The organism is Pseudomonas koreensis, from assembly GCF_025447595.1.
Lineage (GTDB): Bacteria > Pseudomonadota > Gammaproteobacteria > Pseudomonadales > Pseudomonadaceae > Aquipseudomonas > Aquipseudomonas koreensis_H.
In genome coordinates this window covers 34427-60529 of the sequence record NZ_JAOEJU010000017.1, presented here as the reverse complement: position 1 = coordinate 60529, position 26103 = coordinate 34427, and the positions used below count along the sequence as shown (strand labels likewise).

Below are 26103 nucleotides of genomic sequence, written 5' to 3'. Positions count from 1 at the left end.
CTGTCTTGTTCCTTCAAAAAGGGTTTGGGTTGAATGAGCGGCTGGCGAGGCCGGGAATCAGCCGGCGCTACCTCGATCAGCGGAGTTGCCCTCAGGCAGCCCGAGCCTCGCTGTCATCCGTTCCCGGAATCGCTTTCACGATGTAGCAGCGTTGCTGGCCGAGGCCGGGCAGGCGGACCAGACTCGACGCCTTGCCGTCGCTGCTCGGTTCCAGCACACCGCGTTGCAGCAGTTCCTTGTTCACGGCGTTGATGTTCATGCCCCGGAAGATCTCGGAGCGCCACGCCTCGGTCAGCACGTAGTAGGTGTTGGTGGTGTGCATGGTGTCGCCCATGCCGTGCTCCAGCGTCTTGCGAAAGCCGAGGCGGTCGATGGTGCGCGGACCGTGTTCGTCAATCTTCGCTGCCGCCGATTCCCAGCGGGTGAAACGGCTTTCGCCGAAGCGTTCAATGACCTGGCGCAGCCGCGCCAAGATCGCATCGCCTTCGAAGTTACCGGCGCCGCCGCGCTCGTGGAGCCATGCGTTCAAGCACACGCGAGCGGCGGTGGTGGCCGTGCCGTCCGGCCAACCGGTGATGCCCATCGCAGTGGCCAGCTCGCCTGCTGCGGCGGCGAGGCCGAAGCGAGCAGCGGCACGGTGTGCCTGTCCACTCGCGGACGCAGGGAGCGACTTGGCAATGAAGCCTTCCAGCGTGCGGCGCAGGATTGCCGCCCAGCCGTGGCGCTTGCCGGGTTCGCACAGCGCTGTCAGGAAGGCGGTCAGCGGAGTGCCGTAGTAGTTCGCTACCCGCGCCTTCAACGCATCCGACAGTGATGCCGCATCTTCGAATCCATTGAGCGTGTCGAACATGCCAAGGCCTTTGCTGGCATCGGCCGGGACGGCGAGCATGCGCACCTCCATACCGGCTTTCAGCTCCTTGTTCGCTTCGGCCATGTGCTGGGCCAAGGTCTTCTCGCCGGTAGAGAGAAACAGCAGGCGCCATTCCTGCACCTGTCGGCCCGCTTGGCCTCGATCATTGGCGCGGGCCTTGCCGGTGCCGTTGCCGAGCATGTACACGGTCTCGCCGATGATGCGGGCATCACACATGCCGATTTCATCGAGCACCAGAAGTCCATCCGAATGCGCGGCAGCGATCGATTCCAGCGCGTTGTCGGTCGACCGCCACGAGCGCACCAGACGCGGCCCGCCGTAGATCGAAGCGGCAACTTGCAGGTGGGTGGTCTTGCCGCCGGAGCTGTCGCCGTACAGGTGAAAGCCACCCGATTCATGGCCGAGCATGTGCAGCAGCGGACCGGCAAAAGCCACGCCGACGACAAACGCCAAGCGATGGTTGCCGATGCAGAGCGCGCCGATCTGCTGTTGCCACTGTTCCAATGTGCCCGCTTCGCTGATCGGCGGAAGTTGCGCGCCGGCCTCGTAGAAGTGCAGGTGTTCCGCGTGCATGCCGACCTGCTGCTCAGGCAACAGAAAGGCGTTGTCATGCCAGCCCAAACGGGTGACCAGTCGCGCACGTTGAGCACTGTCGAAGCCGCCCAGGTAACTCTGCAAATCGTTGCGAGCGTTGCGCCCCGAACGACTACCGGCGAGACGCAGCCCCATGTCCACCAACGGGCCGAGCACGTCCTTACCAAAGTCGCCGGTCATGGTGCGCGCCGGGATGTTCCAGCGTTTTTTGGTGCCGTCGGGGTCGTCGAACTCGACCAGCAAACCCCAGTTATGGCCCTTCTCGTCACGAGTACGCGCAAGGATTGCCAGTGGCGAACACACCGGACGTGCTTCACCGTCGTCGCCTGCGTAGAACACTCCCTCGGGCGTCAGGCGAAAGCCTCCCGGCATCAGGTCGTTTTTCGATTTTGCCGGGCGCTTGGCTGCTGTTTTGGGTTTCGCTTCCGGCTCTGGTTCCGGCGTGTGTTCTACCGAGGCAACTACCGGTTTTTCTTCGATCACGCCGAATAGCTCGCCGCTGCTTTCCAGCTCGGTAAAGTGCGCAGCGGTCCAGCCTTTGCCGAGTGCATCGGCGGCATCGTCGCCGTCATCCCATTGACCACCCTTGGCAAACACGGCGCGGTCGCTCTTCAGCGTCGGCTTGCGTTTGAACACCTCCAGCGCGATGACCCGGACCGAAGCGGCGCCGATTTCGCGCAGCTTCTCGGCGACGGTGGCCATGCAGGCTTTACCGCTGTCATCGTTGTCCGGCCACAATAAAACGTCGCGTCCCTTGAGCGGCGTCAGGTCAGCTTTGTGCCAGGAGTTGGAGCCGTTCGGCCAGCAGGTGGCCACGTAGGTCGGCAACAGCTCGGCGGCGGCATCGGCCGCTTTCTCGCCTTCGCACAGAATCACCGGTGCGTCAGCGCGCTGGGCCAGTTCATCAAGGCGCAGCAGCGGGCGCGGATCCGGCAGACCCTGCCAGCGCCATTGCTTGGTTTGGCTATCGGCACGCTGACACCACGTCAGCGGCGCAAAGACCTTCTTCGGCTTGCCGTCTTCATCCGGGCCGAGGTCGAAGCGGTACAGCGCCATGAGGGGCTGACCCTGCGCGTCGCGATAGATCCACACCTTCGACGGTACGCCGTGATCACGGTGCTTGGCCGGGCACTTGTTCATGGCCTCGGTCGGGATCGGCTGGATGGCGGTCCATGTCGACGCCTTGGGCTTAGTCGAGGCGACCGTGATCTTTGCGGCGCCGGGCGCAACGTTTAGCCAATCAGCCAGCTTGCTGCACGCTTCGACGTCGGTGCCGCCGTCCAGATAGCGCACCAGATCAATCAGGTCGCCGCCTTTGTCGCCGGTTGCGAAGTCGGCCCAGGTGCCCTTGCTCAAGTTGACCTTGAGCGAACCGGCGCGCTTGTCGCTGCGGGTCGGATTAGGAGCGGTGTATTCCTTGCCGCCATCCACGCGCTTGCCGTTAGGCAACCAATGCGACAAGACACGATCAATGTCTTTCAGCGCGGCGGCTTTCACGTCGGCGAAGCTTGGACGTTTTGCGGTGCTGTTCGGGCGCTGGCTCATGCGTCAGCCCTCGGCAAAAACAGCGCATCGTTAATGTCGTCGATCAACGCTTTTGCCATTTCGCCCAGGTACAGGGCCGGCCAGCTGAATCGCTCGCCGTGGTCGCTCATGGCGGTGGCAAGGGTCAGTTGGTTGGCGTGATGCTGTAGCTGAGAAACCATGTCGAGCGCATCCTCAACCGGCACTCCGGCGTTCACTCGAAACAGCTTCAAGTCGGTGGCGTTGACGCGAGAAAAAGTGGCGTGACCCAGTGTGGTGGAAGTGCTCATAGCGCACCGCCTTTTTGCACGGCAGGTGTTGAAGTGTTGTCACCGTGCATGGCCAGCGTTTTGATCAACCCAAGGGTGCCACGCACGTCCCAGAGGACGGCGGCAATGACGTGATTGGCGAGGCGTGAGGATTCGTTTTCGAAGTGATCCTCCAGCAGCGTCAGTACCGAGTCAGCACGGTCAATCGCGCAGGTGATGGCGTCGATGGGCAAACCGGCTTCTGCGCTCGGATTCACGCAGAGCAGATCTTCGGGCAGGGCAAAACTCAGGGCGTTGTTCATTGGGCACCGCCTGCGGTTTCGAGCGCGCGGGCTTTGGCCATGTGAGCGTTGTAGCGGGAGAGGCGTGTAGCGAGACTGGAGTTGGCGTGTAAAGCGGCGAGAGCCATTGCACGGTGTGCAGCGGCGCGAATTTTGGACGGATTGATGGCGTGCATGTAGAGCTCCTTTTGCTGAGGAGCTGCCACCGCTTGCGGCCAAGCAAGGAATGGTGACAGCTGTACGCGGGTTGGCCGACCGGGGCAAAAGGGACCCGGCACACCCGAAGGTGTCCCACGCACAGCCGCCATAACACGATACGACGGGCACAAAAAAAGCGCCTGCGTTCGGATGGAGGGCGCTTGTGCGCCTTTTGCGGTTCGGACGGCCAAGTCCGGTCGCTGAATTTGCAGCGACGGTCAGAGAGTAACGTCCGTGTTTCGAAAGTGCAACTGTGCTGAAGGCTTGCGGATTTTTCAGGTGCGGCATAAATTGTTCGGGCATGTAGATTGACCTCAACGCCTCCGGATCGCTCCCGGAGGCGTTTTCATTTCAGGCGTGGGCTTCCCAGCGCAGGGAAAGAAGTGGGAGAAATCCGCCGCTGAGCATGGAGCGGGCGTCTTCGTAGGCGTCGACCTGCTGGCCTTCATCCACGACAACGGCCCCAGTCTTTTCGCAGTGGAGGGAGAGGGCGCACCAGGTGCCGTCGGCCCAACTGAGCACGCTGACCACTCGACCTTGCTTGCCCTGTTGGCTGCGGTAGCGTTCAAGGCGCTGCATGACGAAAGGCGAAAAGCCGACCCGACGCAAGACGGAAAAGGGGTGCATCAAGGCGTTGTTCGCTGTCTTGTGGCTCATGCTGTCTCCTGCACGTTGGCGAACAGAGGTGGTGGTGTTTCGCCTTTTAGCCAAGCCAGGATCTTGCCGTCCTCAGCACAGCGACGACGGTGCTGCACAGCCATTTGCTCACGGCGTTGCGCCACGCATTCATCCACATAGCCGGCCAGATCCGAGGTCAAGCGCCTGTCGTGATGAGCGCGCTCGCTCGCCGTTTTTTCAACCGCAAGATCTTGTTCGGTGATGCGTTGCCAAACTGCTGGATCGTTCGCGTATCCGCCCGACTGATCCACCAGCCAATATGTGACCCAGTCGGTCATGCCGAGAGATTTCAGCGAAGCGAGGCGGCCTATTTTCATGGCGAAGTGTCCGGTGCCATGAACACTGGCGAACTCTCTGCGCACCGCGTTACGGCGAATCAGCTCTGGCAGTTCCCACGGGTTGGCTTTTAGCGGCAGGGCAAGTCCGTCAGGGCTAAAAAAGAACGCTTCCTGCTCGTTGCCGTTCCAGCTCACGCCCGCGATGGTGCGGTGCCGCCAGTTGATCGCTCCGGGAACATAGAGGCGAAACCCGATGGCGTAGGTGTCGTGAAATGGCCCCTTGAATGGGCTGTAGTTGCGCTTCATGCGGCCACCTGATCACGCGCCTCGATGCGGCTGCGTGCCCAGGCTTGAACCTCGGAAAGAACCCAGGCGACAGGAGCGCCGCGTGCGTTGCTCAAGCTCAGTTTCACCGGTCGCGGAAAACCGGTTTCAGTGCAGTGCATTAGCTTGTAAATAGTGGGGCGAGCGAGGCCCACAATAGCCATGACCTCAGAAATTCTAATCAAGGTTGTGGCTGGGTCGCGGTGAGGGTGGGAGGTAGTATCGGTAGCGGGATAGGTACTCATAGTCATGCCTGCATAGTGAGAGACAGGCACAGACTAGGGAGCAAAAAAAAAGCAAACACGGTTTGCTTTTTTTCTGGGTTACCTCGGAATGTATCGTTGTTCGCGAAGATACTTTTTCACAGTAGGTATCGACGCGACTTTGTCTTTTTCAACGAGCGCTTTGACGAGGTCTGTTTCAGATATTTTTGGATCAGCTGCAATATGTCGATCAGCAGCTTTGCAGATGCGCTCACGTCGTTTTGCTGCGGCCTGTTGTTTGTCTGACTCAGGATTACTGTTTCCCATGCCGGCTTTCTTCCCACGTAGCGATGCTTGTGCGCCGCTAACGTTGCCTAGGGCCACGCGTAGAAAACCGTGCGCATTGAAGCCCGGTTTTGAAACATCGACTCTTTCAATCTGGTTGTAGAGAGAGGCCAGCATCAGCGCTTTATCTGCTTCTCCTTTGAGTATCGCGAAATCTTCCCTGCTTCGTATTTCGTAAGCACTGTCTCGGTCCCGGGCTCTTTCGATGAGTTTTAAGTACTGTTTCGGATCTGCTTGCCGTATCGACTCGACCAAATCAGCCTCTATGTCATAGACGCTTAGTTCGAGATCAAACAACCAATTCGCAAGGGTCTCAACTGCTTGTACTGCCTTAATTAGCGCGTAGGTTGCTACCAGCTTTGAGTCGGAGGCTTGATGATCGAAGCCGACAAATTGGCGTGCGATATCAGGTAGAGAAGAGACTTCGTTAAAACTGTAATGCTGCTCAATATCATCGCGTTTACGGAACATTGTCTGAATAATTGAATCTGCGCATTGAGCGTATTCCCCATCCTCAAGCCAAAATGTCTGGGCATCCTGGATGAGGCCGAAGCTTTCCTTGAAGTAGTCGTAAAAGTGGCCATAGAGCGCCAGTTCGCTAACTCCTAGCTCGATCTCGTCCAAGTCGCGCAGCAGGCAATTTACGTCCATGCCCGCGATGAGCAATCCCAGATCCTCACCCTTAAAATCGTCATCCATGAGTTAGCCCCAGGCCCCGAACACAGAGAGCCAAGCCAGCGCGGCGCACCTTTGGATTGATAGCCAGCAGGAGCCAGAGGTTGCTTCTCTCGTTACACGTTTTACATGCGTTACGTGCGGTGTACGTAAAGTTGCTGATGCGTGTAACGACGGAAAAGCTCAATGAATCCGGGCGTTTGGCCGGCATCGTTACACGAGATACACCTGTAACACGGATTTTGAAGGTGGTATGGATAAGTGCATTCATATCGCTTTTCCAAATTGTCCGTTGATCACCTTTTCGCTTGCCAGCGCATCAAGGTGATCTGCATACCACTGCATCATCTTCACTCGGTGCTCAAGGTATTGAGCCTTGTTGTATACCCCGGATATTCCCTCTTCTTTGTGAGCAAGCTGCGCTTCGACATGCTCTTTCGGCCAGCCGTGTTCCCTGAGCAGAGTGCTGGCGGTGTGACGAGTACCATGACCAACCAATCGCCCCTTGTAACCAACTGTCGCGAAGACCTTGTTGATGGTGTTTTCGCTAATCGTTGGGTTCTTAGCGCCTACCCCAGGGAACAGCCAGCGATTACGACCTGTGAGGCAATGAAGTTCTTTGAGAGCGGAAAGCGCTTGCTTAGGGAGTGGACAAACAAAGTCTCGGCGCATCTTCATCTTGGCGGCAGGCGTCGTCCATATCGCTTTATCCAGGTCAAACTCTTTCCATTCAGCTAACCGAACCATGCCCGGTCTGGATGCGGTCCAGATGCAGAGCCATGCAGCAGTTCGGGCCGTCAGCCTGCTGGGGGTGTTTTTGAGTGCTTGGAGGAACTCTGCCAACTCTGGCTCCAGCAAATGAGGATGCTGCTGAGTCTTTGGAGCTTGAGCTGCAATATCTCGGAGGCGACTGCCCGGATCGTTCTCCGTGAGACCTAAGCCGATGGCTCGTCCGAATATCTGATTGATCCACGTGCGGCATTTTTCCGCCACGTTGTGTGCGTCCCGAGCTTCGAGTGATGCTTGGAGCTCTGCACAGTCAGTACGAGTGATTTCGTCCAATGGCTTATCTCCCAGCGCCGGGAGTATGTCTTTGTCGAGATAAGTGCGGATTTTGTTAAGGGTGGAAGGAGCGAGTCCCTTTTCTTCCTTGGCCTTGAGCCAAGCTTCAGCAGCCGCTCGGAAGGTACGAGTCTTGGCAGCATCGATTGCCGCTTTGGCAGAGCGTTTTTGTTCGAGAGGATCAGCCCCGCTGCTCACGACCTTGCGCAGTTCAGCAGCTTTGTCCCGTGCCAACGCACCGCTTACTTCGGGGTAACCCCCCAGCCCCATCCAAGCCCAATTGCCCGCCGGACGTTTGTAGCGGAGCTGCCAGGATTTACCACCATCAGGTTTTACCCTGAAATAGAGGCCGTTTCCGTCCAGCTCTCGGTATTCCTTCAATTCCGACTCCAAACCCGCAAGTGTCGTATCAGCGAGAGGGCGGCGCTTGATGTCTGCGCGCTTCATCCTTGTATCCCAAAGTTCGGTATTTTTCTCAGGATACAAGCAGGGATACAGGGATACAACGGATAAGGGGAGACAAGAGTAAACAGACAGGCACAAAAAAACCGGCCAAGTGGCCGGTTTCTCTGGGTCTGAGAGGCTGGTGGAGACTCTCAGATACTGCTATGTGGTGCCCCGAGGGAGACTCGAACTCCCACTCCTTTCGAAAACGGATTTTGAATCCGCCGCGTCTACCAATTCCGCCATCAGGGCTCAATGGCGGCGAAGTATAGAGAGGTGCCTACCGTTGGTCAATCACGTTTCATGGTCAATTTTCGATATTTCCGCTAGACTTTCCGGCCCTGCTAGACGAACCCCATCATGCGCGTTGCTGACTTTACCTTCGAGCTTCCTGATTCGCTGATTGCCCGCCATCCTTTGGCCGAGCGTCGCGGTAGTCGCCTGTTGACCCTGGATGGGGTCAGCGGCGCCCTGGCACACCGTCAATTCACTGATCTGCTGGAGCATTTGCGCCCCGGCGATCTGATGGTGTTCAACAATACCCGGGTGATTCCGGCGCGCCTGTTCGGGCAGAAGGAGTCCGGCGGCAAGCTGGAAATCCTCATCGAGCGCGTGCTCGATACCCACCGCGTGCTGGCCCATGTGCGTTCCAGCAAGTCGCCGAAACCGGGTTCGAAGATCCTGATCGACGGCGGCGGCGAAGCCGAAATGCTGGCGCGTCACGATGCGCTGTTCGAGCTGGGGTTTGCCGAAGAAGTACTGCCGCTGCTCGATCGCGTCGGCCACATGCCGCTGCCTCCTTATATAGACCGCCCGGACGAAGGTTCGGATCGCGAGCGCTATCAGACCGTGTATGCCGAGAAGCTCGGCGCGGTGGCGGCACCGACTGCCGGGCTGCATTTCGATCAGACGCTGATGGAAGCGATCGCCGCCAAGGGCGTCGAGACCGCGTTCGTTACGTTGCACGTCGGCGCTGGCACGTTCCAGCCAGTGCGTGTCGAGAAGATCGAAGATCACCACATGCACAGCGAGTGGCTAGAAGTCGGCCAGGACGTGGTCGATGCAGTCGCCGCTTGCCGTGAGCGCGGCGGTCGAGTCATCGCTGTCGGCACCACCAGCGTGCGTTCGCTGGAAAGCGCCGCCCGCGATGGCGTGCTCAAGCCGTTCAGCGGCGACACCGACATCTTTATCTTCCCGGGCCGGCCGTTCCATGTGGTCGATGCGCTGGTCACCAATTTCCATTTGCCCGAATCCACGCTGTTGATGCTGGTTTCGGCATTCGCCGGTTATCCGGAAACCATGGCTGCCTACAAAGCCGCGGTCGATAACGGATACCGCTTTTTCAGCTACGGTGATGCGATGTTCATCACCCGTAATCCCGCCCCCCGCGGCCCAGAGGAATCCGTATGAGTCGCACCTGTCGTATGTCTTTCGAGTTGCTTGCCACCGATGGCAAGGCTCGTCGTGGTCGTCTGACTTTCCCCCGTGGCACCGTCGAGACCCCGGCCTTCATGCCGGTGGGTACCTATGGCACGGTCAAGGGTATGTTGCCGCGTGATATCGAGGCAATTGGTGCGGAAATCATTCTGGGCAACACCTTCCACCTGTGGCTGCGCCCGGGCACCGAGGTGATCAAGGCGCACGGCGACCTGCACGATTTCATGCAGTGGAAAGGCCCGATTCTGACCGACTCCGGCGGTTTTCAGGTGTTCAGCCTCGGCGCCATGCGCAAGATCAAGGAGGAGGGCGTGACCTTCGCCTCCCCGGTCGACGGCTCGAAAGTGTTCATGGGCCCGGAAGAGTCGATGCAGGTCCAGCGCGACCTGGGCTCCGACATCGTGATGATCTTCGACGAATGCACCCCGTACCCGGCTGACGAAGATGTTGCCCGTGTGTCCATGGAGCTGTCGCTGCGCTGGGCCCAGCGTTCGAAGAATGCTCATGGCGACAACACGGCGGCGCTGTTCGGCATCGTACAGGGTGGCATGCACCAGGACCTGCGCATGCGCTCGCTGGAAGGCCTGGACAAGATCGGCTTCGACGGCCTGGCCATCGGCGGTCTGTCCGTGGGCGAGCCCAAGCACGAAATGATCAAGGTGCTGGATTACCTGCCGGGCATGATGCCGGCTGACAAACCTCGTTACCTTATGGGCGTTGGCAAACCGGAAGATCTGGTTGAGGGTGTGCGCCGCGGTGTGGACATGTTCGATTGCGTGATGCCAACCCGTAATGCCCGCAACGGGCATCTGTTCATTGATACAGGCGTGCTGAAGATCCGTAACGCGTTCCATCGCCATGATGATTCGCCTCTGGATCCGACCTGCGATTGCTATACCTGCCAGAACTTCTCCCGCGCTTATCTGCATCATCTGGACAAGTGCGGCGAAATGCTCGGCAGCATGCTCAATACCATCCACAATTTGCGCCATTATCAGGTGCTGATGGCTGGTTTGCGCGAGGCTATTCAACAGGGTACATTGGCCGCCTTTGTCGATGCCTTCTACGCCAAACGCGGGCTTCCCGTTCCGCCTTTGGACTGAGTTTTCTGACCCCAAGATTCAACATTTGCAACTGGAGTGCTAAATGAGCTTTTTTATCTCTAATGCCATGGCTGACGCGGCTGCACCGGCTGCAGCGCCTATGGGCGGCGGCTTCGAGTGGATTTTCCTGGTCGGCTTCCTGGTCATCTTCTACCTGATGATCTGGCGTCCACAGGCCAAGCGCGCCAAAGAGCAGAAGAACCTGCTGAGCAGCCTGCAGAAGGGCGACGAAGTGGTCACCACCGGCGGCATCGCCGGCAAGATCACCAAAGTGGCCGATGACTTCGTGGTTCTGGAAGTTTCCGACACCGTGGAAATGAAGTTCCAGAAGGGCGCCATCGCCGCCACGCTGCCAAAAGGCACGCTGAAAGCGATCTAAGGTTCCAACTTCTACTCAATCGACGGGGCGCGCAAGGCGCCCCGCGTTCATAACGGGCGGCGTGATGCTGAACAAATATCCTCTGTGGAAATACATTCTGATCCTGGCGGTGCTGGCGATCGGTCTGATTTATTCCGCTCCGAATCTATACCCCGATGACCCGGCCATTCAGATCAGCGGTGCCAGCACGGCCCTGCAGGTCAATCAGGCCGATCTGGATCGCGTGAGCACCGCGCTCAAGGAATCCGGGATCAGCGTCAAGGCTTCGAGCCTGGCTGCGAACGGCAAGGGCGGTCTGATCCGTCTGACCAAGGCTGAAGACCAGCTGCCGGCCAAGGACGTTGTCCGCAAGGCATTGGGTGATGACTACGTCGTCGCGCTGAACCTGGCACAAACCACCCCGCAATGGCTGCGCAGCGTGGCCGCGCACCCGATGAAGCTGGGTCTGGACTTGTCCGGTGGTGTGCACTTCCTGCTGGAAGTGGACATGGACAAAGCCCTCGACGCCCGCCTGAAAGTCTACGAAGGCGACGTCAAGAGCCTGTTGCGCAAAGAGAAACTGCGTTATCGCAGCCTGCCGCAACTCAATGGCGCCATTCAGCTGGGCTTCAGCGATGCTGATTCCCGCGAACAGGCCCGTGCTCTGATCCGCAAGAATTTTAACGATTTCGACATTGTTCCGGCCGACCTCAACGGTCAACCGGTGCTGCGTCTGGCGATGACCCCGGCCAAGCTGGCGGAAATCCGTGAATACTCCATCAAGCAGAACTTGACCACGGTACGTAACCGCGTCAACGAGCTGGGTGTTGCCGAACCGATCGTTCAGCGTCAGGGCGCCAACCGTATCGTGGTTGAGCTGCCGGGCGTGCAGGACACTGCAGAAGCCAAGCGTATCCTCGGCAAGACGGCCAACCTGGAGTTCCGTCTGGCTGCAGAGCCGGGCGCTTCGAAAGCTACTTCCGAGACTTTCGAATTCCGTGAAGGCAAGCGTCCTCCTGCCCAGATCGAGCGTGGCCTGATCATCACTGGTGACCAGGTGACTGACGCCAAGGCCGGTTTCGGCGAGCACGGTACGCCTGAGGTGAACATCCGTCTGGATGGCCACGGTGGCGAGCTGATGAGCCGCGCGACCCGCAGCAACGTCGGTCGCAGCATGGCGGTGATCTTCATCGAGCAACGTCCGGTCACCACTTACACCAAGCAAGTGGTCGACGGCGTCGAGAAAGACGTCGCGGTGCAGACCTTCAAGGAAGAGAAGAAGATCATCAGCCTGGCGACCATTCAGTCGCCGCTGGGTGCTCAGTTCCGTATCACTGGCCTGAACGGCCAGGGCGAGTCGTCCGAACTGGCGCTGCTGCTGCGTGCTGGTGGTCTGGCTGCTCCGATGTACTTTGCTGAAGAGCGCACCATCGGTCCGAGCCTGGGGGCGGACAACATCACCAAGGGTATCGATGCATCGCTGTGGGGCATGCTGTTCGTCTCGCTGTTCATCATCGCCATCTACCGTTTCTTCGGTCTGATCGCCACCGTTGCTCTGGCGGTGAACATGGTGCTGCTGCTGGCGCTGATGTCGCTGCTGGGTGCCACGCTGACCCTGCCGGGTATCGCCGGTATCGTGTTGACCATGGGTATGGCGGTCGACGCCAACGTACTGATCTTCTCGCGGATTCGTGAAGAGATCGCCGCCGGCATGACCGTGCAGCGTGCAATCAACGAAGGCTTCGGTCGGGCATTCACTGCGATTCTCGACGCCAACCTGACCACCTTGCTGGTCGGCGGCATCCTCTTCGCCATGGGCACCGGCCCGGTGAAGGGCTTCGCAGTAACCATGTCCCTCGGGGTTCTGACTTCGATGTTCACGGCCATCATGGTCACCCGCGCGATGGTCAACCTGATCTTCGGCGGTCGTGACTTCAAGAAGTTGTGGATTTAAGGGGCTGCCATGTTACGTACAATCAACTTCATGGGCGTCCGCAACTTTGCGTTCGGCGTCACTGTATTCCTGACCTTGCTGGCAATCTTCAGTGTGTTCCACAAGGGCATGAACTGGGGTCTGGACTTCACCGGCGGTACGCTCATCGAGCTGACCTACGAGCGTCCGGCCGATGTCACCAAGGTACGCGAGCAACTGGTTTCTTCCGGTTATCACGAAGCCGTCGTGCAGAACTTCGGCGCAACCACCGATCTGCTGGTGCGCATGCCGGGTGAAGACCCGCAGCTGGGCCATCAGGTGGCGGAAGCGCTGCAGAAGGTCGGCGGCGACAACCCGGCGACCGTCAAGCGCGTCGAGTTCGTCGGCCCGCAGGTCGGTGAAGAACTGCGTGACCAGGGTGGCATGGGCATGCTGCTGGCACTCGGCGGCATCCTGATCTACCTGGCTTTCCGCTTTCAGTGGAAGTTTGCGGTCGGCGCCATCGTGTCGCTGATCCACGACGTGATCGTGACCGTGGGTATCCTTTCGTTCTTCCAGATCACCTTCGACCTGACGGTGCTGGCGGCGGTACTGGCGATCATCGGTTACTCGCTCAACGACACCATCGTCGTGTTCGACCGGGTGCGTGAGAACTTCCGCGTACTGCGCAAAGCCACGCTGATCGAGAACATCAACATCTCGACCACGCAGACCCTGCTGCGGACCATCGCGACCTCGGTTTCGACCTTGCTGGCGATCGCGGCACTGCTGTTCTTCGGCGGTGACAACCTGTACGGCTTCTCCCTGGCGCTGCTGGTGGGTGTTCTGGCGGGTACCTACTCGTCGATCTACATCGCCAATGTGGTGCTGATCTGGCTGAACCTGTCGACCGAAGACCTGATTCCGCCGGTCAATACCGAGAAGGAAGTCGACGACCGTCCATAACGGCCATCGTTTTCCCGGCTGTCAGTCAAAAAAGGCGCGAGTTGAACTCGCGTCTTTTTTTTTGCTCCAAGGCTGGGAGAAGCGCGGGCGCGTCCCGCATGTGATGGTCAGGAGGTTCATGTGAACAAGTCGTTGCTGGTTGGTGCGGTATTGGGTGCTGTCGGTGTGACTGCCGGGGGTGCTGTTGCCACCTACAGCCTGGTTAAAAGCGGCCCTGAGTATGCGCAAGTACTGGCCGTAGAGCCGGTCAAAACACAGATCAAGACTCCACGTGAAGTTTGCAAGGATGTGACGGTGACCCGGCAGGCGCCGGTGAAAGATCAACACCAGATCGCCGGCACCGTGGTCGGTGCGCTGGCAGGTGGTCTGCTGGGTAACCAGATTGGTGGCGGCACTGGCAAGAAGATTGCCACGGTGGCTGGTGCGGTCGGTGGTGGTTACGCCGGCAACAAGGTTCAGGAGGGTATGCAGGAGCGTGATACCTACACCACGACTCAGACTCGCTGTAACACCGTGAATGACATCAGCGACAAGGTCGTGGGCTATGACGTCCGGTATTCGCTGGACGGCAAGGAAGGCAAGGTGCGGATGGATCGTGATCCGGGCAACCAGATTCCGGTCGACAAGGAAGGCAAGCTGATCCTGTCGCAGAACGAGCCGGGCCAGTGATTGGTTGATGGCTTATAGGAAAAGCACCCTTCGGGGTGCTTTTTCATGCCCATAAAAAAACACCCCGAAGGGTGTTTTTTGGGTTTTGCGAAACGCTTAGCGCTTCAGCGAGGCTGGCAGGTGCGGCTGGATCGCCGTCAGAACTGCCTTGAAGCATTTGGTGTTGCCGGCAACGACGTGGCCTTTCTCAAGGAAGTCGTGACCACCGGTGAAATCGCTCACCAGGCCGCCTGCTTCCTGAATCAGCAGGGCGCCAGCAGCCATGTCCCACTCGGACAGGCCCGACTCCCAGAACGCGTCGAAACGGCCGGCGGCCACGTAAGCCAGGTCCAGGCTCGCCGAACCGGCGCGACGGATGCCGGCAGTCTGGCCAACCAGGGCGCGGAACATGCCCAGGTAGTTGTCGAGGTTGTCCATCTGGTCGTCACGGAACGGAAAACCGGTGCCGAGCAGAGCGCCGTCCAGGCTGGTACGACCGCTGACACGCAGGCGACGACCGTTCAGTTGAGCGCCGCGACCACGGCTGGCAGTGAATTCTTCCTGGCGAACCGGATCCAGAACAACGGCGTGTTCCAGGCGACCACGGTATTTGCAGGCAATGCTGACAGCGAAGTGAGGAATGCCGCGCAGGAAGTTGGTGGTGCCGTCCAGCGGATCGATGATCCACAGGTATTCTTCGCCTTCGATGCCGGTGCCGGCGTGCAGGCCGGTCTCTTCACCCATGATCGAGTGATTCGGATAAGCCTTGCGCAGGGCGTCGATGATTTTCTGTTCGGCGGCGCGATCGACCTCGGATACGTAATCCTTGGCGTCTTTTTCGTCGACCTTGATGGTATCCAGGCGCTCGATGGAGCGGAAGATCAGTTCACTGGCGCTGCGGGCGGCGCGCAGCGCGATATTCAGCATGGGCTGCATGGATGTGTCACCTAAGGTTGTTAAAGAAAGCCGCGCATTCTATCAGAACTTTTCTTCAGGTGAAGGTCGCTGTTCGCTTTCATAGCTTAACGGTAGGCTGTTCTGTAAGATTTGCACCCCTTTGCCGAGTCCGAGAGCGCCCGCCGTGCTGCAAAATATTCGTGTCGTCCTGGTCAATACCAGCCATCCGGGAAACATCGGCGGGACCGCGCGCGCCATGAAAAACATGGGCCTGTCGCGTCTGGTGCTGGTTGATCCGCGAGTCTTTCCGCATCACGAAGCCGATGCCCGCGCTTCCGGTGCCGGTGACATCCTTGAAAACGCACAAGTCGTCGCCACCTTGGAAGACGCCTTGGTCGGTTGCAATCTGGTGCTCGGTACCAGTGCCCGTGACCGGCGCATTCCCTGGCCATTGCTGGATCCGCGCGAGTGCGGGACCAAAGTGGTCGAGGAGGCCGGGCAGGGCGCGGAAATCGCGCTGGTGTTCGGTCGTGAAGATTCCGGCCTGACCAACGACGAACTGCAGCGATGTCACTATCACGTGCACATCCCCTCCGATCCTGAGTTCAGCTCGCTGAACCTCGGGGCGGCGGTGCAGGTGTTGAGTTATGAAGTGCGCATGGCGTGGCTGGCTGCACAAGGTCAGCCGACCAAGATCGAGAAGGAAGAAGTGGCCTCCGTGAAAAGCGCAGAGCTTGCGACCATGGATGAGCTGGAGCGGTTCTATGAGCACCTGGAGCAGACTCTGGTGGCCATCGAATTCCTCGATCCGGAAAAGCCGCGGCACTTGATGGCGCGCCTGCGCCGGTTGTACGGACGCAGCTCGGTCAGCCGGGCGGAAATGAATATTTTGCGTGGCATCCTCACGGAAACCCAGAAAGCGGCCCGTGGCGAGCTCCTTAAGCGGAAGGATTAATGATGTTCGAGCGTTTGCGTGAAGATATCCAGAGCGTATTCCACCGAGACCCGGCGGCGCGTAACGCTTTTGAAGTCCTGACCTGCTACCCCGGCATGCATGCAATCTGGATTCATCGACTGGCCGGCATGCTCTGGCGCAACGATCTGAAATGGCTGGCGCGGCTGGTGTCGAACTTCGGTCGCTGGCTTACCGGAATCGAGATCCATCCGGGTGCCAAAGTCGGTCGACGCTTCTTCATCGACCACGGCATGGGCATCGTGATCGGCGAAACCGCTGAAATCGGCGATGACGTGACGATCTATCAGGGTGTGACCCTGGGTGGTACCAGCTGGAACAAGGGCAAGCGCCACCCGACGCTCGGCGATGGCGTGGTGGTGGGGGCGGGCGCGAAGGTGCTCGGTCCGTTCACTGTAGGTGCTGGCGCCAAGGTCGGTTCCAACGCCGTGGTCACCAAGGAAGTGCCTCCGGGCGCCACCGTGGTGGGGATTCCGGGCCGGATCATCGTCAAGTCCGACGATGAGGCTGACGCCAAGCGTAAGGCGATGGCCGAGAAGATCGGCTTTGATGCCTACGGCGTCAGCGAAGACATGCCCGACCCGGTGGCGCGTGCCATCGGCCAGTTGCTCGATCACCTGCAAGCGGTGGATGGGCGTCTGGAGGGAATGTGCGGGGCGCTGAAGGATCTGGGTAGCAATTACTGTGCGAAAGATCTGCCCGAGCTGCGTGAAGAAGACTTCGCCTGCGTCAAGGGCAAGGACGAATCCAAGCTCCACTGATGCACTTGCAGGGCTGCTGCCGACCGGTGTGCCATTAGGCCGCAGACCCTGCTATCATTCGCGCGCTCTTTTGCGGGTAAACCCGACTAAAGCACTAGGTCTTATAGTTGACTTAAATGCTCGGGAATTGCATACTCCCGCCCATTCCGAACTCCGTGGTAATTGTCCATGCGACTGACTACAAAAGGCCGATACGCCGTGACCGCCATGCTTGACCTGGCGTTGCACGCGCAACACGGGCCGGTGTCCCTGGCCGATATCTCCGAGCGCCAAGGCATCTCCCTGTCCTATCTCGAACAGCTTTTCGCCAAGCTGCGCCGCAGCAACCTGGTTTCCAGTGTTCGCGGTCCGGGCGGTGGCTACCAGTTGTCCCGCGACATGCAGGGCATCCAGGTGGCTCAGGTGATCGATGCGGTGAACGAATCGGTCGATGCAACAAAATGCCAGGGCCAGGGCGACTGCCACTCCGGTGACACCTGCCTGACCCATCACCTGTGGTGCGACCTGAGCCTGCAGATTCACGAATTTCTCAGCGGTATCAGCTTGGCCGACCTCGTAACTCGCCGTGAGGTGCAGGAAGTGGCCCAGCGTCAGGATCAGCGTCGTTGCAATGGCAAGGCGCCGCGCCTGGACAAGATTGAAGCGTCCGCCGTCGAATGACAGCCAGAGAGCTAGCGGCACGCCAGCCAGCCTGATTTAGGAGATAGTCCATGAAATTGCCGATTTACCTTGATTACTCTGCGACCACCCCGGTCGATCCGCGCGTTGCGCAAAAAATGAGTGAATGCCTGCTGGTCGACGGAAACTTCGGTAACCCGGCGTCCCGTTCCCACGTGTTCGGCTGGAAAGCCGAAGAGTCCGTCGAAAACGCCCGTCGTCAGGTGGCCGATCTGGTCAACGCCGACCCGCGTGAAATCGTCTGGACCTCCGGTGCCACCGAGTCCGACAACCTGGCAATCAAGGGTGCGGCACATTTCTACGCCTCCAAGGGCAAGCACCTGATCACCTCCAAGATCGAACACAAGGCTGTCCTCGACACCATGCGCCAACTGGAGCGTGAAGGTTTCGAAGTCACCTACCTCGATCCGACCGAAGATGGCCTGATCACCCCGGCCATGATCGAAGCCGCGCTGCGCGAAGACACCATCCTGGTGTCGGTGATGCACGTGAACAACGAAATCGGCACCGTCAACGACATCGCCGCCATCGGCGAGCTGCTTCGTTCGAAGGGCATCCTGTTCCACGTCGACGCCGCTCAGTCCACCGGCAAGGTCGAAATCGACCTGCAGAAACTGAAAGTCGACATGATGTCGTTCTCCGCTCACAAGACCTACGGCCCTAAAGGCATCGGCGCGCTGTACGTCAGCCGCAAGCCGCGTGTGCGCATCGAAGCGACCATGCACGGCGGCGGTCACGAGCGTGGCATGCGTTCCGGCACCCTGGCGACTCACCAGATCGTCGGCATGGGCGAAGCGTTCCGTGTGGCCAAGGAAGACATGGCTGCCGAAAACGTCCGCATCAAGGCGTTGAGCGACCGCTTCTACAAGCAGGTCGAGCACCTGGAAGAGCTGTACGTCAACGGCAGCCTGACCGCCCGCGTTCCGCACAACCTGAACCTGAGCTTCAACTACGTTGAAGGCGAGTCGCTGATCATGGCGCTCAAGGATCTGGCGGTTTCGTCCGGTTCGGCCTGCACCTCGGCGTCGCTTGAGCCTTCGTACGTACTGCGCGCCCTGGGCCGCAACGACGAACTGGCACACAGCTCGATCCGTTTCACCTTCGGCCGTTTCACCACCGAAGAAGAAATCGACTACGCCGCGCAGAAAGTCTGCGAGGCCGTTACCAAGCTGCGCGCTCTGTCGCCGCTGTGGGACATGTACAAAGACGGCGTCGATATCTCGAAGATCGAGTGGGCGGCACACTAAATATAGAAGCCGCCGGATACAGATCCTGTAGCGACGCGGCGGTTTGCGCAGCGCAGTTGCAGGGTCTCAAGAGCGGCCCTGATGAGTGAGGATTGAGAATCATGGCTTACAGCGAAAAGGTCATCGACCACTACGAAAACCCGCGTAACGTCGGCAAGATGAACGCGGAAGATCCTGATGTCGGCACCGGCATGGTCGGCGCTCCGGCGTGCGGCGACGTGATGCGCCTGCAAATCAAGGTCAACGATCAGGGCGTTATCGAAGACGCCAAGTTCAAGACCTACGGCTGCGGTTCGGCTATCGCCTCCAGCTCCCTCGCTACCGAGTGGATGAAGGGCAAGACCCTGGACGAAGCTGAAACCATCAAGAACACTCAGCTGGCCGAAGAACTGGCCCTGCCGCCAGTGAAAATCCACTGCTCGGTTCTCGCTGAAGACGCCATCAAGGCCGCCGTTCGCGATTACAAGCAGAAGAAAGGCTTGATCTGACTTTCAAGATTTGGCGACGAGTAAGGAGTCAACGATGGCTATCAGCATGACAGAAGCGGCTGCTCGACACGTGCGGCGCTCCCTCGACGGGCGCGGCAAGGGTGAAGGGATTCGTCTGGGTGTTCGCACCACGGGCTGTTCCGGCCTTGCCTACGTGCTGGAGTTTGTCGACGAGGTGGTTGCAGAAGATCAGGTGTTCGAGAGTCACGGCGAAAAAGTGATCATCGACCCGAAAAGCCTGGCCTACCTCGACGGCACCGAGCTCGATTTCGTCAAGGAAGGGTTGAACGAAGGCTTCAAGTTCAACAACCCCAACGTACGCGGTGAATGTGGCTGCGGCGAAAGCTTCAACATCTGAGGCTTGTCGTGGGTATTCCTTGTCATTTCGCTTTATTCGAGCTGCAACCGGGCTTTCGTCTGGATCTCGAGCAGTTGGCCACGCGCTATCGCGAGCTGGCGCGCGGCGTTCATCCTGACCGCTTTGCCGATGCTTCCGAGCGCGAGCAGCGGTCGGCGCTCGAGCAGTCTGCGCGGCTCAACGATGCCTACCAGACGCTCAAGAGTCCGGCCCAGCGCGCACGCTACCTGCTGACCATCAGCGGGCATGAAGTGCCGATGGAAGTCACTGTCCACGATCCCGAGTTTCTTTTGCAGCAGATGCAATGGCGCGAAGAGCTCGAAGATCTGCAGGACAGTGCCGATCTGGACGGTGTCGCGGCTTTCAAGCGTCGCCTGAAAACCGCCCAGGAAGCGCTCAACGAAAGCTTCGCAGCCTGTTGGGATGATGCAGCGCAACGCGAACAGGCCGAACGCCTGATGCGGCGCATGCAGTTCCTCGACAAGCTCACCTACGAAGTGCGCCAGTTAGAAGAGCGCCTCGACGATTAACCCAGTGCCGCTCCGGTCGCACGCCTGATATACAGATAAGTCCTGATCACGATGGCCCTACTGCAGATCGCCGAACCCGGCCAAAGTCCTCAACCGCACCAGCGTCGTCTGGCTGTGGGGATCGACTTGGGTACTACCAATTCGCTGGTCGCTGCGTTGCGCAGTGGTCTTTCCGAGCCGCTGGCCGACGCCGAAGGGCGGGTCATCCTGCCTTCCGCCGTGCGTTATCACGCCGATCGCGTCGAAGTCGGCGAGTCAGCCAAACTGGCTGCGTCCTCTGATCCCCTGAATACCGTGCTGTCGGTCAAACGCCTGATGGGGCGTGGTCTGTCCGACGTCAAGCAATTGGGCGATCAACTGCCGTACCGCTTTGTCGGCGGCGAGTCGCACATGCCGTTCATCGACACCGTGCAGGGCCCGAAAAGCCCGGTCGAAGTCTCCGCCGATATCCTGAAAGTATTGCGTCAGCGCGCTGAAGCCACCCTTGGCGGTGAGCTGGTGGGCGCGGTGATCACCGTTCCGGCGTATTTCGACGATGCTCAGCGCCAGGCTACCAAGGACGCGGCGAAACTTGCCGGTCTGAACGTGTTGCGTCTGCTCAACGAGCCGACCGCTGCAGCGGTGGCATACGGTCTGGATCAGCATGCCGAAGGCCTGGTCGCCATTTACGACCTGGGCGGCGGCACCTTCGATATTTCGATTCTGCGCCTCACCGGCGGTGTCTTCGAAGTCCTGGCTACCGGCGGCGACAGCGCGCTGGGTGGCGATGACTTCGATCACGCAATTGCCGGCTGGATCATCGAGAACGCCGGCTTGTCCGCCGACCTTGATCCAGGCGCACAACGCAGCCTGCTGCAAACCGCCTGCGCAGCCAAAGAAGCCCTTACAAATGCCGACAGTTTTGAAGTTGCCTACGGCGACTGGAAAGCACAACTGACGCGCGAGGCATTCGACGCGCTGATCGAGCCAATGGTTGCTCGCAGCCTGAAAGCCTGCCGCCGCGCTGTGCGCGATTCCGGCGTCGAGCTGGAAGACGTGCACGCCGTGGTCATGGTCGGTGGTTCGACCCGCGTTCCACGTGTTCGCGAAGCTGTCGCCGAAGCCTTCGGTCGTCAGCCGCTGACCGAAATCGATCCGGATCAAGTGGTGGCCATCGGTGCCGCGATCCAGGCCGATACGCTGGCCGGCAACAAGCGCGATGGCGGCGAACTGCTGCTGCTCGACGTGATTCCGCTGTCCCTGGGGCTGGAAACCATGGGTGGCCTGATGGAGAAGGTGATTCCGCGCAACACCACCATCCCTGTCGCTCGCGCCCAGGACTTCACCACTTATAAAGACGGCCAGTCGGCCATGGCTATCCACGTATTGCAGGGCGAGCGTGAGCTGATCTCCGATTGCCGCTCCCTGGCTCGCTTCGAATTGCGCGGCATCCCGGCGATGGTGGCCGGTGCGGCGAAAATTCGCGTGACCTTCCAGGTCGATGCCGACGGTCTGCTCAGCGTTTCTGCTCGTGAACTGGGCTCGGGCGTCGAGGCCAGCATTCAGGTCAAGCCGTCCTATGGCCTGACTGACGGCGAAATCGCCAAGATGCTGAAAGATTCGTTCCAGCACGCCAATGACGACAAAGTCGCCCGCGTTCTTCGCGAGCAGCAAGTCGATGCCCAGCGCCTGATCGAAGCGGTGCAGGGCGCTCTTGAGGCGGATGGCGAGCGTTTGCTCGACGCCGAAGAGCGCATGGTCATCGATCTGCAGGTGCAGGAACTGACCGAACTGATGAAAGGCACCGATGGTTACGCCATCGAGCAGCAGACCAAGCGTCTGTCGCAAGTGACCGATGCTTTTGCAGCCCGTCGTATGGATCAGACGGTGAAAGCCGCTCTGTCGGGGCGCAATCTGAATGAAATCGAGGATATCTGATGCCGCAGGTCATTTTTCTGCCCCACGAGAAGTTCTGCCCTGAAGGCATGGTCGTTGACGCTGCACCCGGCACGTCGATCCTCGAACTGGCTCACGAACACCACATCGAGATGGAAAGCGCCTGCGGCGGCGTCTGCGCCTGCACCACTTGTCACTGCATCATCCGCGAGGGTTTTGACTCGCTGGAAGAAGCCGACGAGTTGGAGGAAGATTTCCTTGATCGTGCCTGGGGGCTGGAAGCCCAGTCGCGCCTGGCTTGTCAGGCGATCGTCGGTGAAGAAGACATCACCGTCGAAATTCCGAAATATTCGCTTAACCATGCGGCCGAAGCGCCGCACTGACTGGTAAGACTGTCATGAGCTACGGTTGGAATGATGTTCAACGTATTGCAGAAGAGCTGGCGGAAGCCAAGCCGGGTGTAGATCCGTTTTCTGTCAATTTCGTCGACCTGCAGCGATGGATCATGGAGCTGCCTGACTTCGACAACAACTCTGGCCGTGTCGGCGAGAAGGTGTTGGAAGCGGTTCAGCAGCTCTGGAATGATGAAATAGACTGATCGTCCTCGCAGGTTAGGCAATACCCACGAACCCGCGTATAATTCGCGGGTTTAATTTTTCGCAAATTACCGTTTCTGGAGTTACACCATGGCTGTTCAACGTACTTTCTCCATCATCAAGCCTGACGCCGTTGCTAAAAACGTGATCGGCAAGATCACCACTTGCTTCGAAGACGCTGGCCTGCGCGTTGTAGCTTCGAAACTGAAGCAACTGTCCAAAGCCGAAGCCGAAGGCTTCTACGCTGAGCACAGCGCTCGTGGTTTCTTCGGCGACCTGGTTGCCTTCATGACTTCGGGTCCTGTTGTTGTTCAGGTTCTGGAAGGCGAAAACGCCATCGCTCGCAACCGTGAGCTGATGGGCGCTACCAACCCTAAAGAAGCTGCTCCAGGCACCATCCGTGCTGACTTCGCTGAGTCGATCGACGCCAACGCCGTTCACGGTTCGGACTCCGAAGCCGCTGCTGCTCGCGAAATCGCTTACTTCTTCGCAGCTACTGAAGTAACCACTCGCTAAGCATTGGCTTAAGAGTGAAGGTGAATCCATGACTACATCGACTGTTAAAACCAACCTGCTGGGTCTGACCCAGCCGGAAATGGAAAAATTCTTCGACTCAATCGGGGAGAAGCGTTTCCGTGCCGGTCAGGTAATGAAATGGATTCACCACTTTGGCGTCGATGATTTCGACGCCATGACGAACGTCAGCAAGGCCTTGCGCGAAAAGCTCAAGGCTGTTGCTGAGGTCCGTGGTCCCGAAGTGGTCAGCGAGGACATTTCCAGCGACGGCACCCGCAAGTGGGTGGTGCGCGTGGCGTCCGGCAGCTGCGTCGAGACCGTTTACATTCCCCAGGGCAAACGCGGCACTTTGTGCGTTTCGTCCCAGGCTGGCTGTGCCCTGGACTGCAGTTTCTGCTCCACCGGCAAGCAAGGCTTCAACAGCAACCTCACCGCCGCCGAAGTCATCGGTCAGGTGTGGATTGCCAACAAATCCTTCGGCAGTGTTCCGGCTACCATCGACCGCGCCATCACCAACGTGGTGATGATGGGCATGGGCGAACCGCTGCTGAACTTCGACAACGTCGTGGCCGCCATGCATCTGATGATGGATGACCTGGGCTACGGGATCTCCAAGCGCCGCGTGACCCTGTCCACGTCGGGTGTGGTGCCGATGATCGATGAGCTGGCCAAGCACATCGACGTATCCCTGGCGTTGTCCCTGCACGCACCGAATGACGCATTGCGTAACCAATTGGTGCCGATCAACAAGAAATATCCGCTTAAGATGCTGCTCGAGTCGTGCCAGCGCTACATGTCCGAACTGGGCGAGAAGCGCGTGCTGACCATCGAGTACACCTTGCTCAAGGACGTCAACGACAAGCTTGAGCACGCCGTGGAAATGATCGAGTTGCTGAAGAACATTCCGTGCAAGATCAACCTGATTCCGTTCAACCCGTTCCCGCATTCCGGTTACGAGCGGCCGAGCAACAACGCCATCCGCCGGTTCCAGGATCAGCTTCACCAGGCCGGTTTCAACGTCACCGTGCGCACCACCCGTGGTGAAGACATCGACGCGGCTTGTGGTCAATTGGTAGGGCAGGTGCTGGATCGCACCCGTCGCAGCGAACGTTACATCGCCGTGCGCGAATTGAGCGCCGACAGCGATCTGGCACAGAACGCCGCGAACACTAACTAAGAGAGGATCTCTATGTCCCTGCGCTTTGCGCTGCTGTTGCTGTTGGCCAGCCTGTGTGCTGGTTGCGTCCTGTCGGGTGACTACAACCCGATGAAGACCAGCAAGGGCCGTGACGAAGCGCGGGCTGCCTACGTGCAGTTGGGGCTGGGATACTTGCAGCAGGGTATGACCGAGCGGGCCAAGGTTCCACTGAAGAAGGCCCTGGAGCTGGACGGTTCGGATCCGGACGCCAATGCCGCGCTGGGGCTGGTGTTCCAGGCCGAAATGGAACCCAAACTGGCTGACGAACATTTCCGCAAAGCCTTGTCTTCCCGTCCCGCCGATGCGCGCATCCTCAACAATTACGGCAGTTTTCTCTACGAAGAACAGCGTTACAAGGAAGCCTACGAGCGTTTTGAACAGGCGGCCGCCGATACCCTGTATCCTGAGCGTTCGCGGGTGTTCGAGAACCTCGGCATGACGGCGGCGAAGCTCGGGGAGCGTGATCTGGCGCAGCAGCAGCTGGAAAAAGCGCTGCGTTTGAACCGTCAGCAGCCACGGGCATTGCTGGAAATGGCTGAGTTGTCATTCGAAGACAGGCATTATGTGCCCGCGCGTGACTATTACGACCGTTTCAGCCAGCTCTCCGAGCAAAATGCACGTAGTCTGTTGCTCGCCGTTCGGTTGGCAAAAGTATTTGAAGATCGCGACAAGGCCGCCAGTGCGGGCCTGCAATTAAAACGACTCTATCCCGGTACGCCGGAATATCAGCAATACCTGTCGGAGCAATGATGAAAGCGGCGCATCCCGAAGTTGTAGCAGCGAATCGCGTTAACCCCGGTGAGACCCTGCGCCAGGCCCGCGAAAGCAATGGCTGGTCGCTGGCCGAAGTGGCCCTCAAGCTCAACCTCACCGTGACTTCCCTGAGCAATCTTGAAGCCGGCGCATTCGACAAGTTGCCCGGGCATACCTTCGCTCGCGGCTACATTCGCGCCTACGCCAAATTGCTCGGCATGGACCAGACCGTTCTGGTCCAGCAATTCGACCAGTCCACCGGCACCGATTCTCAAGGCAGCAACGTCCACGCGCTGGGTCGCATTGAAGAGCCGGTACGGGTTTCCCACACCATTTTGCGGATCGTCAGCCTGTTGCTGCTGATCGCGGTCATCGGCGGCGGTTTCGTCTGGTGGCAGGATCAGACCTCGCTGCGTACCAAGGACCTGATCGGCCTGGCGCCGGAGCACGTTGAAGTCGAAGGCGCCGACGGTACTACCCAGATTCATCCGCTGGACGAGCCGGAAGACCAGGCTGTCGCGGAAGGCGAAGCCGAGGGTTCGACCGCTCTGGCGCTGCCTCAATCGGAAACCACGGCTGAATCGACCGGCGCCGAGACCGAGGCCGCCGCTCCAGCGATCGCACCGGTTGCTCCGGCACCTGCTGCGCCAGCCGCTACTCCGGCTGCACCGGCTCATACGCCAGCGCCTGTGGTGGCTGCTCCAGCAACTCCAGCACCTGCCGCTCCGGCCACGCCTGCTCCGACCGTCACTGCACCGGCAGCTCCGGTCGCCGCCGCACCCGCACCCGCACCGACAGCGCCAGTTGCTCCGGCTGCAGGTCAGGGCCAGGTTCAGGTGCAGTTCATCGCCGATTGCTGGACTCAAGTGACCGATGGCAGCGGCAAAGTGCTGTACAGCGGCCTCAAGCGTAAGGGCGACAGCCTGTCTGTCGTCGGCAAGCCTCCGTTTGCCGTGCGTCTGGGCGTTGCCCGTGGCGCGCAGGTCAGCTACAACGGCCAGCCGGTCGATGTCGCTCCGTTCACCAGTGGCGAGACCGCTCGCCTGAAGTTGGGTCAATAAGT

At 59.4% G+C, this 26103-nt stretch carries 30 protein-coding genes and 1 tRNA gene; 20 read left to right on the top strand and 11 right to left on the bottom strand.

Features of this window, described 5'->3' with window-relative positions:
• Positions 1–91: 91 nt before the first annotated feature.
• From N8H71_RS19795 to N8H71_RS19750, 10 genes are all read right to left on the bottom strand, one after another.
• Entirely contained in the window at positions 92–3010 is a 2919-nt protein-coding gene (locus N8H71_RS19795; protein ID WP_262195299.1) for a DUF927 domain-containing protein, read from the bottom strand.
• Positions 3007–3279 carry a DUF3077 domain-containing protein gene (locus N8H71_RS19790; RefSeq protein WP_262195298.1) on the bottom strand — a complete coding sequence of 91 codons (273 nt, stop codon included), beginning with the start codon at positions 3277–3279 and terminating at the stop codon, positions 3007–3009. Before N8H71_RS19790 ends, N8H71_RS19795 begins: the two co-directional genes overlap by 4 nt.
• Positions 3276–3560, bottom strand: a complete 285-nt coding sequence (locus N8H71_RS19785) for a hypothetical protein (protein ID WP_262195296.1) — start codon at positions 3558–3560, stop codon at positions 3276–3278. Before N8H71_RS19785 ends, N8H71_RS19790 begins: the two co-directional genes overlap by 4 nt.
• A complete protein-coding gene (locus tag N8H71_RS19780; protein ID WP_165368377.1) occupies positions 3557–3715 on the bottom strand; it encodes a hypothetical protein in 159 nt (52 codons plus the stop codon). Before N8H71_RS19780 ends, N8H71_RS19785 begins: the two co-directional genes overlap by 4 nt.
• Before the next feature lie 373 nt (positions 3716–4088).
• Positions 4089–4394, bottom strand: a complete 306-nt coding sequence (locus tag N8H71_RS19775) for a hypothetical protein (protein WP_262195294.1) — start codon at positions 4392–4394, stop codon at positions 4089–4091.
• Positions 4391–4999, bottom strand: a complete 609-nt coding sequence (locus N8H71_RS19770; protein WP_262195293.1) for a hypothetical protein — start codon at positions 4997–4999, stop codon at positions 4391–4393. The genes N8H71_RS19775 and N8H71_RS19770 overlap by 4 nt, the downstream gene beginning before the upstream one ends.
• Positions 4996–5262: a helix-turn-helix transcriptional regulator gene (locus N8H71_RS19765; RefSeq protein ID WP_431768317.1), complete on the bottom strand. Its 267-nt coding sequence runs from the start codon at positions 5260–5262 to the stop codon at positions 4996–4998. Before N8H71_RS19765 ends, N8H71_RS19770 begins: the two co-directional genes overlap by 4 nt.
• 78 nt (positions 5263–5340) lie before the next feature.
• On the bottom strand, positions 5341–6264 hold the full coding sequence (locus N8H71_RS19760) for a hypothetical protein (RefSeq protein WP_262195291.1): 924 nt from the start codon (positions 6262–6264) through the stop codon (positions 5341–5343).
• A gap of 243 nt (positions 6265–6507) precedes the next feature.
• On the bottom strand, positions 6508–7749 hold the full coding sequence (locus N8H71_RS19755) for a tyrosine-type recombinase/integrase (RefSeq protein ID WP_262195290.1): 1242 nt from the start codon (positions 7747–7749) through the stop codon (positions 6508–6510).
• A 164-nt stretch (positions 7750–7913) separates the two neighbouring features.
• Positions 7914–7998, bottom strand: a tRNA-Leu gene (locus N8H71_RS19750).
• Between the two features lie 108 nt (positions 7999–8106).
• On the opposite strand from N8H71_RS19750, the gene queA reads away from it, so the two are divergent.
• The 6 genes from queA (at position 8107) to N8H71_RS19720 (ending at position 14191) form a co-directional block, all read left to right on the top strand.
• Positions 8107–9156 (top strand): tRNA preQ1(34) S-adenosylmethionine ribosyltransferase-isomerase QueA, encoded by a 1050-nt coding sequence (gene queA, locus N8H71_RS19745; RefSeq protein WP_007956699.1) that lies wholly within the window; start codon positions 8107–8109, stop codon positions 9154–9156.
• A 14-nt stretch (positions 9157–9170) separates the two neighbouring features.
• Positions 9171–10286: a tRNA guanosine(34) transglycosylase Tgt gene (tgt, locus tag N8H71_RS19740; RefSeq protein WP_162803510.1), complete on the top strand. Its 1116-nt coding sequence runs from the start codon at positions 9171–9173 to the stop codon at positions 10284–10286.
• Positions 10287–10329: 43 nt separating this feature from the next.
• Positions 10330–10665: a preprotein translocase subunit YajC gene (yajC, locus tag N8H71_RS19735; RefSeq protein WP_007956696.1), complete on the top strand. Its 336-nt coding sequence runs from the start codon at positions 10330–10332 to the stop codon at positions 10663–10665.
• Between the two features lie 64 nt (positions 10666–10729).
• Positions 10730–12598 carry a protein translocase subunit SecD gene (secD, locus tag N8H71_RS19730; protein ID WP_262195288.1) on the top strand — a complete coding sequence of 623 codons (1869 nt, stop codon included), beginning with the start codon at positions 10730–10732 and terminating at the stop codon, positions 12596–12598.
• A 9-nt stretch (positions 12599–12607) separates the two neighbouring features.
• On the top strand, positions 12608–13522 hold the full coding sequence (secF, locus tag N8H71_RS19725; protein WP_007956694.1) for a protein translocase subunit SecF: 915 nt from the start codon (positions 12608–12610) through the stop codon (positions 13520–13522).
• Between the two features lie 120 nt (positions 13523–13642).
• Positions 13643–14191, top strand: a complete 549-nt coding sequence (locus tag N8H71_RS19720; RefSeq protein WP_007956693.1) for a glycine zipper 2TM domain-containing protein — start codon at positions 13643–13645, stop codon at positions 14189–14191.
• Positions 14192–14287: 96 nt separating this feature from the next.
• Here the strand turns inward: N8H71_RS19720 and suhB are convergent, their stop codons facing one another.
• Positions 14288–15106 (bottom strand): type III secretion system regulator SuhB, encoded by an 819-nt coding sequence (suhB, locus tag N8H71_RS19715; RefSeq protein ID WP_007941397.1) that lies wholly within the window; start codon positions 15104–15106, stop codon positions 14288–14290.
• Positions 15107–15251: 145 nt separating this feature from the next.
• Here suhB and trmJ point away from each other — a divergent pair, with 145 nt between their 5' ends.
• From trmJ to N8H71_RS19645, 14 genes are all read left to right on the top strand, one after another.
• Entirely contained in the window at positions 15252–16022 is a 771-nt protein-coding gene (gene trmJ / locus N8H71_RS19710) for a tRNA (cytosine(32)/uridine(32)-2'-O)-methyltransferase TrmJ (protein WP_007956692.1), read from the top strand.
• 2 nt (positions 16023–16024) lie between these two features.
• Positions 16025–16801, top strand: coding sequence for a serine O-acetyltransferase (cysE, locus tag N8H71_RS19705; RefSeq protein WP_007956691.1), 777 nt, complete (start codon positions 16025–16027; stop codon positions 16799–16801).
• 168 nt (positions 16802–16969) lie between these two features.
• Positions 16970–17461: a Fe-S cluster assembly transcriptional regulator IscR gene (gene iscR, locus N8H71_RS19700; protein WP_007956690.1), complete on the top strand. Its 492-nt coding sequence runs from the start codon at positions 16970–16972 to the stop codon at positions 17459–17461.
• Positions 17462–17511: 50 nt separating this feature from the next.
• Positions 17512–18726, top strand: a complete 1215-nt coding sequence (locus tag N8H71_RS19695) for an IscS subfamily cysteine desulfurase (RefSeq protein ID WP_007956689.1) — start codon at positions 17512–17514, stop codon at positions 18724–18726.
• A gap of 101 nt (positions 18727–18827) precedes the next feature.
• Positions 18828–19214, top strand: coding sequence for a Fe-S cluster assembly scaffold IscU (gene iscU / locus N8H71_RS19690; protein ID WP_003227907.1), 387 nt, complete (start codon positions 18828–18830; stop codon positions 19212–19214).
• A gap of 34 nt (positions 19215–19248) precedes the next feature.
• Entirely contained in the window at positions 19249–19572 is a 324-nt protein-coding gene (gene iscA, locus N8H71_RS19685) for an iron-sulfur cluster assembly protein IscA (protein WP_003227904.1), read from the top strand.
• 8 nt (positions 19573–19580) lie between these two features.
• Complete coding sequence (gene hscB / locus N8H71_RS19680; protein WP_115079111.1) at positions 19581–20102, top strand: co-chaperone HscB; 522 nt, start codon at positions 19581–19583, stop codon at positions 20100–20102.
• A 51-nt stretch (positions 20103–20153) separates the two neighbouring features.
• Positions 20154–22019, top strand: a complete 1866-nt coding sequence (hscA, locus tag N8H71_RS19675) for a Fe-S protein assembly chaperone HscA (protein WP_262195285.1) — start codon at positions 20154–20156, stop codon at positions 22017–22019.
• On the top strand, positions 22019–22360 hold the full coding sequence (gene fdx, locus N8H71_RS19670) for an ISC system 2Fe-2S type ferredoxin (protein ID WP_007956685.1): 342 nt from the start codon (positions 22019–22021) through the stop codon (positions 22358–22360). The genes hscA and fdx overlap by 1 nt, the downstream gene beginning before the upstream one ends.
• A 14-nt stretch (positions 22361–22374) precedes the next feature.
• A complete protein-coding gene (iscX, locus tag N8H71_RS19665; RefSeq protein ID WP_085684618.1) occupies positions 22375–22575 on the top strand; it encodes a Fe-S cluster assembly protein IscX in 201 nt (66 codons plus the stop codon).
• Positions 22576–22663: 88 nt separating this feature from the next.
• On the top strand, positions 22664–23089 hold the full coding sequence (gene ndk, locus N8H71_RS19660) for a nucleoside-diphosphate kinase (protein ID WP_262195283.1): 426 nt from the start codon (positions 22664–22666) through the stop codon (positions 23087–23089).
• Positions 23090–23117: 28 nt separating this feature from the next.
• Positions 23118–24266, top strand: coding sequence for a 23S rRNA (adenine(2503)-C(2))-methyltransferase RlmN (gene rlmN, locus N8H71_RS19655; protein WP_007956683.1), 1149 nt, complete (start codon positions 23118–23120; stop codon positions 24264–24266).
• Positions 24267–24278: 12 nt separating this feature from the next.
• On the top strand, positions 24279–25037 hold the full coding sequence (pilW, locus tag N8H71_RS19650) for a type IV pilus biogenesis/stability protein PilW (RefSeq protein WP_115079107.1): 759 nt from the start codon (positions 24279–24281) through the stop codon (positions 25035–25037).
• Complete coding sequence (locus N8H71_RS19645; RefSeq protein ID WP_262195280.1) at positions 25037–26101, top strand: RodZ domain-containing protein; 1065 nt, start codon at positions 25037–25039, stop codon at positions 26099–26101. The genes pilW and N8H71_RS19645 overlap by 1 nt, the downstream gene beginning before the upstream one ends.
• Positions 26102–26103: the final 2 nt, after the last annotated feature.